Source organism: Bacillus sp. 05T31 (genome assembly GCF_056396725.1).
In genome coordinates, this window is the sequence record NZ_JBFTMA010000110.1 from 1 (window position 1) to 9401 (window position 9401).

General features: G+C 35.0%; 12 protein-coding genes and 3 pseudogenes. 4 read left to right on the plus strand and 11 right to left on the minus strand.

Features of this window, described 5'->3' with window-relative positions:
- Both AC1DJR_RS09805 and AC1DJR_RS09810 read right to left on the minus strand, forming a co-directional pair.
- Nucleotides 1–287 (minus strand): annotated as a pseudogene (locus tag AC1DJR_RS09805) (hypothetical protein); the annotation flags it as partial.
- Between the two features lie 36 nt (nt 288–323).
- Complete coding sequence (locus tag AC1DJR_RS09810; protein ID WP_429688654.1) at nt 324–1052, minus strand: DUF4184 family protein; 729 nt, start codon at nt 1050–1052, stop codon at nt 324–326.
- A gap of 146 nt (nt 1053–1198) precedes the next feature.
- On the opposite strand from AC1DJR_RS09810, the gene AC1DJR_RS09815 reads away from it, so the two are divergent.
- Both AC1DJR_RS09815 and AC1DJR_RS09820 read left to right on the plus strand, forming a co-directional pair.
- A complete protein-coding gene (locus tag AC1DJR_RS09815; protein ID WP_477002501.1) occupies nt 1199–1468 on the plus strand; it encodes a hypothetical protein in 270 nt (89 codons plus the stop codon).
- Between the two features lie 10 nt (nt 1469–1478).
- On the plus strand, nt 1479–2204 hold the full coding sequence (locus AC1DJR_RS09820) for an AAA family ATPase (RefSeq protein WP_477002502.1): 726 nt from the start codon (nt 1479–1481) through the stop codon (nt 2202–2204).
- 29 nt (nt 2205–2233) lie between these two features.
- Here the strand turns inward: AC1DJR_RS09820 and AC1DJR_RS09825 are convergent, their stop codons facing one another.
- The 3 genes from AC1DJR_RS09825 to AC1DJR_RS09835 all read right to left on the minus strand — a co-directional run bounded on the left by AC1DJR_RS09825 (nt 2234) and on the right by AC1DJR_RS09835 (nt 4553).
- Entirely contained in the window at nt 2234–3409 is a 1176-nt protein-coding gene (locus AC1DJR_RS09825) for an acetyl-CoA C-acetyltransferase (RefSeq protein ID WP_477002503.1), read from the minus strand.
- A 139-nt stretch (nt 3410–3548) separates the two neighbouring features.
- Nucleotides 3549–3998 carry an NUDIX hydrolase gene (locus AC1DJR_RS09830; protein ID WP_012261633.1) on the minus strand — a complete coding sequence of 150 codons (450 nt, stop codon included), beginning with the start codon at nt 3996–3998 and terminating at the stop codon, nt 3549–3551.
- Between the two features lie 261 nt (nt 3999–4259).
- Entirely contained in the window at nt 4260–4553 is a 294-nt protein-coding gene (locus tag AC1DJR_RS09835) for a DUF3928 family protein (protein WP_002088390.1), read from the minus strand.
- Nucleotides 4554–4730: 177 nt separating this feature from the next.
- Between AC1DJR_RS09835 and AC1DJR_RS09840 the strand changes: the two genes are divergently transcribed.
- Nucleotides 4731–5348, plus strand: coding sequence for an ImmA/IrrE family metallo-endopeptidase (locus tag AC1DJR_RS09840; RefSeq protein ID WP_016120760.1), 618 nt, complete (start codon nt 4731–4733; stop codon nt 5346–5348).
- 15 nt (nt 5349–5363) lie between these two features.
- Here AC1DJR_RS09840 and AC1DJR_RS09845 read toward each other — a convergent pair.
- The 4 genes and pseudogenes from AC1DJR_RS09845 to AC1DJR_RS09860 all read right to left on the minus strand — a co-directional run bounded on the left by AC1DJR_RS09845 (nt 5364) and on the right by AC1DJR_RS09860 (nt 7458).
- Nucleotides 5364–5605, minus strand: a pseudogene (locus AC1DJR_RS09845) (DNA-binding protein).
- 71 nt (nt 5606–5676) lie between these two features.
- A complete protein-coding gene (locus tag AC1DJR_RS09850) occupies nt 5677–6342 on the minus strand; it encodes a DUF1129 domain-containing protein (RefSeq protein ID WP_477002504.1) in 666 nt (221 codons plus the stop codon).
- 16 nt (nt 6343–6358) lie between these two features.
- Entirely contained in the window at nt 6359–7126 is a 768-nt protein-coding gene (locus AC1DJR_RS09855; RefSeq protein ID WP_477002505.1) for a DUF1129 domain-containing protein, read from the minus strand.
- On the minus strand, nt 7126–7458 hold the full coding sequence (locus AC1DJR_RS09860; RefSeq protein WP_044442778.1) for a PadR family transcriptional regulator: 333 nt from the start codon (nt 7456–7458) through the stop codon (nt 7126–7128). Before AC1DJR_RS09860 ends, AC1DJR_RS09855 begins: the two co-directional genes overlap by 1 nt.
- 196 nt (nt 7459–7654) lie before the next feature.
- Between AC1DJR_RS09860 and AC1DJR_RS09865 the strand changes: the two genes are divergently transcribed.
- Nucleotides 7655–8431: a 3-hydroxybutyrate dehydrogenase gene (locus AC1DJR_RS09865; RefSeq protein ID WP_002128918.1), complete on the plus strand. Its 777-nt coding sequence runs from the start codon at nt 7655–7657 to the stop codon at nt 8429–8431.
- Nucleotides 8432–8581: 150 nt separating this feature from the next.
- On the opposite strand, the gene AC1DJR_RS09870 is transcribed toward AC1DJR_RS09865, so the two are convergent.
- Nucleotides 8582–8719 (minus strand): YvrJ family protein, encoded by a 138-nt coding sequence (locus AC1DJR_RS09870; protein WP_002014881.1) that lies wholly within the window; start codon nt 8717–8719, stop codon nt 8582–8584.
- A gap of 290 nt (nt 8720–9009) precedes the next feature.
- A pseudogene (mtnA, locus tag AC1DJR_RS09875) lies at nt 9010–9401 on the minus strand (S-methyl-5-thioribose-1-phosphate isomerase); the annotation flags it as partial.

The window sequence follows — 9401 nt, forward strand, 5'->3', positions numbered from 1 at the left end:
CTCATTTGTGATAATGAGATAACTTTAACGTCTTGTACGTGAATTTTCATTGGGGCTACTTCAAATGTCTGATTCACAGAATGAATCTGTTCTAATTCAAATGTCCCCCACCCTTTTTCTTTCACTTTTTGTCCTACTTTTTTAAGCTCACGCCCACCATACTCTTTTGTTTCTGGAATAGATTCTTTCTTTTTAGGTTCTGCCTTCTTTTCTTCTTGCTGGAAGCAACCACTTAACATAAGAAGAAAACTGCATAAAACAAAAATACTTTTCCATGCTTTCATCATTTAATTTCTCCTAACACTATCATTCATTAATATAAATTAGTCCCTTGATTTGTAAACTATAGAAACAATAAGAAGTCCACAAAACGAACTTGTCAGTCCAGATACTATTATACCTCCTATTTGGAAAATATGAAAATAGGGGTCTAATAACGCGTGAACGATAAATATAATGGCCGCCACAACGATAGATGAAGCCCAATATTTCTTTTTTTCCGCAGTTAAACTAGTATCTTGATCAGTTTCCCTCCTATATTTCCATAGTACATATATTAGTAATAGTAGACCAAAACACGTACTCCCATGCTGTAAAAATTTATAAATTGGAATACTATATACTTCTTGCTGTAACAGCTGTATTTTCATAACAAAATAGCCTGTCTTATGAGTAAAAGCATCCCAAACGACATGCGTCACCATACCGAATAAAGCTGAAGAGCAAAATACAAAAAAGTCCTTCCAAGTATATAGCCCCCACTTCGCATCTACTACATATTTATAGTAACTAGCAAAAGGCTTAGGTAAATATGTTATAAACGGTCCTTTTAAAATACGATGATATGCATATGCTAATAAAAAAACGAGTGGTAAATTCAAATAGAAGAAACCAACCCATGTATGGCCAATAATACCGTATGGCCTAAAATATAAAAAATATTCAAAATCAGGTGCCATACTACCCAATATAAGAGCCGTCACCGAAATATAACTAGAATGTTTCTTAGCAAAAGGGAGAACAGCTGCTGGATGTGCGAATGTAAACGGCATATTAATACTCCTCTTCATATTTCCAATAGAATACATACTATCATAACGACATGAATAATCTCTATGCAATATTTATTTTCACATTGGAATATGATAGTTTAAATGTTATAATTCACATAAAATATTCAGAAAATAAGGGGGATCACGTGTCGTTAACACTTGTATTTTTTCTTGTTCTGTCTACCTTGTTTTTAAGTACATACATTGGCTTCTTTCTATGGAAGCACTTGAAAATTATAAAATATATGCCTGCCCTCTTTGGTTTTATGAGCGTTCTTTTCATTTTCATATGGAAGAGAATGACTTTCGGCTGGGAAGGTCTCGGTTTTGGCGCACTTCAATATACAGTACTATTAGCAAGTTGTATTACATTAGTATTTGCCGCTTTTTTAGAAWCAAAATCCGTTATGAATTGAGGTTTATATATTGATTGAMGYACCCTTTTTAAAAARYGTCWCATTAMAAAAAGAAAATATCCCTAGCTTTTCCGCATATCCWTACTGTCTACCCGCTATTCGAACTTTGCAATCACTAGCTTTCCACCCAAATGTAACATTCATYATTGGAGARAAYGGGACRGGTAAATCAACATTACTSGAAGCRATTGCARTTGCTTTAGGTTTTAATGCAGAAGGTGGAACGAAGAAYTTCCGTTTYARCACRWACGATTCMCATTCRTCTTTACATGAATAYMTTCGAATTTCAAAAAGTTTCAATACACCAAAMGACGGTTTCTTTCTTCGCGCTGAATCATTTTATAACGTTGCTTCTTATATCGATGAAATAGATGCTATAAAATCTTATGGCGGCGTTTCACTTCACGAACAATCACACGGCGAATCCTTCTTCTCATTATTTATGAATCGTTTTTCAGGACAAGGTTTATACATTTTAGATGAGCCTGAGGCAGCTTTATCCCCAATGAGACAACTTTCAATGCTCATTCGCATGCACGAACTAGCTGAACAAGGTTCACAATTTGTTATCGCAACGCATTCTCCCATTTTAATGGCTTATCCTGAATCTACTATATACTCTTTAACTCAAGAAGGAATTCACGAATCGACATTAGAAGAAACGGAGCATTACCAAACGACGAAACTTTTCTTTGAAAATCGCGATCGATTATTTCATCACTTATTTGAGTCATAAAAAAAGAGGCAGCAATCGCTGCCTCTTTTTTATAATGCTTCTATAAATAAAGCTACTCCAATACCGCCTCCAACGCATAGAGAGGCAATACCTTTCTCTAATCCACGTCTTTTTAATTCGTGAATTAAACTTACCGTAATACGAGCTCCTGTACAACCAATTGGATGTCCAAGTCCTACACCACTACCGTTTACATTCACTTTCTCACGGTCTAACCCTAACTCTTTCTCTACAGCTAAATATTGTGCAGCGAAAGCTTCATTAATTTCAAGTAAATCTGCATCTTCTAATGACCAATCTACTTTTTCTAATCCTTTACGAATTGCTGGTGCTGGTCCAATACCCATAATTTTCGGATCTACACCCGCTACTGAGTATCCAACAATTCGAGCTAACGGTTGTAAGCCTTTTTCTTTTGCTTTTTCTTCGCTCATTAATACTAGAACTGCACTTCCGTCATTAAGACCAGATGAATTCCCTGCAGTTACTGATCCGTCTTTACGGAAAGCTGGTTTTAATCCTGCTAATTTTTCAGCTGTAATATCTGCACGTGGATGTTCATCCTTCGCAAATACAACTTCTTTTCTACGTTCTTTTATTGTAATAGGAACAATTTGATCGTCAAAGTATCCAGACTCCATCGCTTGCAGCGCTAATGTATGACTACGAAGCGCAACTTCATCTTGTTCCTCTCTTGTAATTTCATATTGTTCAACTAAATTTTCCGCTGTTTCACCCATCATAATATGGTGAATCGGATCTTCTAAAACTTCCCACACCGTATCACGAATTTCTCCGTGCTGTAGACGTTGTCCCCAGCGGTGTTGTTTCAATGCATAAGGGCTCGAGCTCATTGCTTCTACTCCACCTGCAACAACAATATCACTTACACCTAATTGGATTTGCATTGCAGCAGACATAATTGCTTGCATACCTGAAGAACATTGACGTTGAATTGTATAACCAGTAACTGTGTCAGGAAATCCTGCCGCTAATGCAGCTGTTCTTGCCGTATTTGCTTCATCAGTTCTTTGAATACAATGACCTAAAATTACTTCATCAACTTCATGTGGCTCTACTCCGCCTCTTTTTAYAGCTTCCTGAAGTACAGGAACAGCTAATTCTACTGGTGTTATATTTTTTAGTGCTCCTCCGAAAGTTCCAATTGGTGAACGAACTGCAGCTGTAATGACAACATTATGCATTTTGTACTTGCCCCTCTCTTATGTACCCTAGTAAGTTTTTAGGTGAAATTCCATAAGTTGTATGTCTAAAATTATCATACTATAAACATACCAAAAAATCAAAATATTTAATATAATAAAAATAGAAGGAATTAACCTTCTATTCTGTCAATGCGTATAAGAATTTTTGTAATATCTTCTCTGTCGTTTCATTCAATTTTGGTAACTTATCTACTGGAAAATATTGAAGTTCTAACCCTTCATGATCGAGCTTTAATTCTCCGCTTACATGATGTGCCTGATACAGATGAATCACATTAAAAATTTCATCTCCATTTGGATAACGGAAATAAACTTCCTTTCCTGAAAGAACGCCAAGAAATTGCATAATTTTCGCGTTTAGTCCCGTCTCCTCGAATAATTCTCTACGAGCAGTTTCTTCTGTCGTTTCTCCCAGTTCCATTGCCCCACCAGGTACGCCCCAATCATATGTATCTGAACGATATTGAAGCAATACTTCTTGATTATCATTTAATATAATAATTGCTGATCCTACTAAAATAAGTGGTCTCGTACCAACTACTTTGCGTAACTCTTCAATATACCCCAATATGTAAACTCCCCTTTCCTCACCCTTCCTTATCATAACAAAATTCTMTTTCTTTTGTTGCTGTAATTTTCAATAAAAAAGGAAGCTTCCACTTCCTTTTTTTACCGTTATCCTGCTATTTGCGGGCGGTAAGACCCCTACCTCAAAATTCAGCGAAAGTAAAGAAGTTAGGTGGGGATCGGGCTGCCCATAAAAGCCCGATTGGTGAGGGCTGATAATCAGTGGGCGATGAACAAAACCCCCACTGATTAAAGTTTCACTTTATTTCTTAAAGCTTTCGTATTTTACAACTTCAAAAGCTTCTTCAATTTCCTCATTATGATAATGGACATATGTAAAACGTCCTAATTCTACTAATCTAGCTATTTCTTGCAATGCTTTATGCTGATCATATGTTTCTTCAATTGTAATATGTACATAAAACTTCATTAATGGATGTTCATATAAAGGTTCTCCCACCTCTACATATACATCTTCAACCCCTTGCACAACTCTTACATAGCTCGCAAATTGATACAGAGCTTCTCTGTCTGAAACGATTTTTAATGTATACATATATTCTCCCCCTTTTCTTTACTATATCAAAAAGATGACCATACTACGTTATAGAACTATGAATTTTTTTCGACTTATAGTCTATATATTCGTGTAATAAACAAGGCGTTTATCCATACATAGGACCTTTCCCCCACATATATTATAGAAAGAATTTTTTCATTTGAGGTGTTCCTTATGAATTCATACGTTAATATATGTGTTTGCATTACTCCAGGCGCCGATATTTCTGACGACCGTATTGCAAAAGATTTAGCAGTTGCAGAATCAATTTGGCATCCCATTACATTTAAAATTAAAGAAGTAATTGTACTAAACGAGCTTTTCCGTTTTTCTAATCGGGAAATTAGTTATAAAAACTCCATTCAAAGTCAGGAAAAATTATCATCTTTTTTTCAAACTTGTGTTAACGAAGCTCCTGAATGCGACCTTTATATTTGTTATATTGGTAGTGATTATTTCAAAGAAACCGCAGTAATCGCTTGCGCTTACTCTCTAGCGAAACAACAACAACTTACTGGTTACATCGTTTTAACAAACTCAGCTGCTCCAATGAAAAATATATACACCCTCGCTCACGAAATTGGTCATATTTTATTTACAAGACGAATTCATGGAAAACTTACGCACGCAGATCCCCACTCTCCAACCGGTTCTGAACATCACCATTCACCATCGAACCTTATGTACCCTATAGTCCCTAGCCCTAATAACGTTCACATCAATTCATTATTAACAAATGAACAAAAAGCACTCTCTTTACAAAGTCCTTTATTACAAAGAAAAAAACAGTAACGATATTGTTACTGTTTAAAACAATATATTCAAATCAACAAACCAGATTTCGGCTGCAAAGGATACACTATACACCTAAGCATAATCCTTCTAAAAATCAAAATATAGTATTTCTTTGGAAATAATTTTTTGTATATCCAGAGCAGCCACTTTCCTATTAAACTGAAGAATAAAATATATCGTGATGTTTAAAATATTCATTATGCTCTTTTGGTGAAGGCAGTATAAATTCCTAAAGTCATTAATCCTAGAAACATAATAGTTAATATACATATAAGTATGATTTACATATATGCTCATCCTCTTCTTTTATTTCTAGAGCTTCTCATTAGAAAAATACTCTTACTAGTTGTTCAACCATCACTATCATAAAAATTGGAATTCCTAACACAAACAAACCACTCCAACCAAGAGACCGAACATTCACAATCGTTGTTATCACTAGCATAACCCCTCCAATTAAATATCTTCCTAATTGAGGGACTTCATAGGAAGGAAAACTATACCAATCTTTTAAAAACATTATTAATACTGGTAAATAAGTAAGTATTACTGCTCCAAATAGCAGTAAACCCTTTTTCAACATACTCCTTTGAAAACTAGCACCTCTTAAAAATAAAATTCCTCCCACAATCATTAACACTAAGATAATCGGATATCCAATCAACCCTATTAAAGAAATGGTATAAGGCTCATTTAAATTTCGAAATAAAAGATCTGGAACAGTCCAATAGCATAATATGCTCATAATAGCTGTAGCTAGCCATCCTAAATTCCGTTTATAATCAACTTGCATTTCTTTTACAAGTTGATTTGCATATTCCTTTGGTGAATCACCAAATATATCCTCTACACTCTTGCCCCTTTTTTCACCTTCAGTTAAATGCAATTCTGCATCTTCTAAAAAGRATTYAATATCYTTYTCACTTATYCCTTTTRCTSTTAAATAAGTACTTGTATTTGCCAGAAAATCTCGTGACTCTTGAGAAAGCATCCTATTCCCCCCTCCCTTATTTAACCGTTTCTCTTCTATTCGCCTTCATCATAATTTCAAGGAAGATTAAAATAAACAAACTTCCGTATAAACATATAATTTGAAATAACATTGGCACGAGATCTTCCGATGTGAATGTTTTAAACACTAACATAATAGAAAGAGGAATAATTAAATATAAGTTTTTAAACCATCCTTTAAAATACATATTTATCGCTACTGTGATAATAAAAATACCTCCAGCTAATATATAACTTTGCGTTTGGGTGAATGTAAACATTTTGGTAGGATAGATCAAATCTAATATCGTAACAGCCCCCATTAAAAACATTGGCGCTATCATAACTAAAATCCACATAGAAAACCACGTTTTTGTAAAACTTGTTACAAATGTCATTTTACGAAGTAGAAAATTAGGCCCCATTACAGCTATGATCAATGTAAAACTATAGCCAATGCACTGAATAAGTGAAATCTGTAAAATTCCATTATTCACTATTACAATAGAAGCAATAATCCAAAATGCTACGATATTCATTACTGTAAAACCAATTTGCTTCCACGTTTCCTGTCTATCTCTTTCCATCACTTTTACAAGTTCATTTGCATATTCTTTCGGTGAGCTTCCGAAAATATCTTCTACACTTTTCCCATCACTCTCACCCTCAATTAAATGGAGTTCAGCATCTTCTATAAAATTTTCAATATCGCTTTCTTTCACACYCTTTGCMGYTAAAAATAATCTCATATCTAATARAAAMTTTCGYGCTTCAYTTGATAACATTATTTTTTTCTYCCCTTCCCTTCAAGTAGACGYTCTACACTACTTTGCATCGCTTCCCAGCGATCCATAAATTCATCCAGTGCTTCCTCGCCTTTTTCTGTTAATGTATAATATTTTCGCTTTGGACCAGATGGAGATTCCTTCATTACACTTGTTATTAATCCTTCCTTTTGCATTCGTATTAATAACGGATAAATACTTCCCTCACTCGCCATTGTGAAACCATACTTCGCTAATCTTTCACTCATTTCATAACCGTATATTTCACCTTCAGAAATAATAGCAAGTAAGCATCCTTCTAAAATCCCTTTCAACATTTGACTTATCGACATATTTCAAATCCTCCCACTATCTTGTTTTACAAGATAGATAAGCGTAAGTATCTTGCTTTACAAAATAGTATAGCAAACGCTACTTTGCAAAACAAGATAGCTAGCAATATTTTTCCAAATGTTTGCAGGAATTTTATTATCACCTCTCTAAATAGAGCAATAAGAGAACTTTTATTATGAAGGAGTGTTTTTCATCATGGTTACAAATCGAGTTGTCTTTTTAACAGGTGCTGCAAGCGGTATTGGTTATGAAATGGGAAGTGCTTTCGCAAAAGAAGGTGCTAAAGTTGTCATTAGTGATCGCCTTGAAGATCGTGCAAAAGAAGCTGCTGAACAATTGCAAAAAGAAGGCTATCAAGCCATTGGTTTAAAATGTGACGTTACATCTGAAGAAGAAATTACAGCAGCACTTTCTCAAACAGTTCGTCATTTCGGTTCATTAGATGTATTAATTAACAACGCAGGAATGCAACATGTTTCACCGATTGAAGATTTTCCAACTGATAAATTTGAGCTTCTTATTAAAATTATGCAAATCGCTCCATTTATCGCCATCAAACATGCCTTTCCGATTATGAAAAAGCAAAAATATGGTCGTATTATTAATGTTGCTTCGATTAACGGACTTGTTGGATTCGCTGGAAAAGCTGCCTATAATAGTGCGAAACACGGTGTAATTGGATTAACAAAAGTTGCTGCTTTAGAGGGAGCAACTCATGGAATTACTGTAAATGCTCTTTGTCCCGGATATGTTGATACCCCTCTTGTACGAAATCAACTACAAGACTTAGCAACTACGCGAAATGTACCACTTGAAAATGTTTTAGAAGATGTCATTTATCCTCTTGTACCACAGAAACGTTTGCTACAAGTACAAGAAATTGCTGATTATGCTATGTTTTTAGCGAGTGAAAAAGCAAAAGGTATAACTGGTCAAGCCGTCGTTATCGATGGTGGTTATACTGCTCAATAAAGTGAAACTTTAATCAGTAGGGGTTTTGTTCATCCCCACTAATTATTAGCCTTCACCAATCGGGCTTTTACGGGCAGTTAATGCGGGATAAAAAATAAAGTTTGCTCTTCGCGAGCAAACTTTATTTTACTTTCTATCGCGAGGATCTTTCTACTTTAGTAATTGTTTAGGGAGTTTCTCAATTGCAACAATCACTCCGTCTAATTTACTTTCAATCCGATGGAGTAAATATAGCGTTACAACAATTGGAAAGCCCACATTACCTATCATCCCGATCCACTCTTCCATCTTTCTCTCCTCCCTTCATTACATAAATAAGAGGAAASGAAGACTTAAGGCATAAAAAACAAGCTATTTTTTATTAGCTTGTTTTTTAACTACTCAGCCATACATTTCATTTTTCAGCATATAGATTGCTACCATGAAGATACAAATGGTCCTACACCTTGCTACCTTTCTTTGTTTTAAAACGTTGTGCGTGGTAGGAACAGGCACTTACCGCTCCTATACATAGCCAGTCCCTCTCGACCATTTAAAAACATGCTTTTCTACCGTTTTTTTATATAGCGACTGAGCAGTTAGCTTATTTTTTCAAATAATGATGTAATTTCTTGCTTATAATCTCCACGTAAAATACCTTTCTCAGTAATAATCCCCGTAATTAATTCATGCGGTGTTACATCAAATGCAGGGTTAAATACAGACGTTCCAAGTGGCGCCACTTGTTTCCCAAAAATTTTCGTAACTTCTGTTTCATCTCTTTCTTCAATGACAATTTCAGCACCTGTTTGTTTCGTAGTATCAAATGTAGATAACTGTGCTGCAACGTAAAATGGGATACCGAAATACTTTGCTAATATAGCTAAATTTAATGTTCCTATTTTATTGGCAGTATCACCGTTTTCAACGATTCGATCTGCCCCTACGATAATCGCATTAATTTCTTTCGTTCGAATTGCATGTGCTGCAG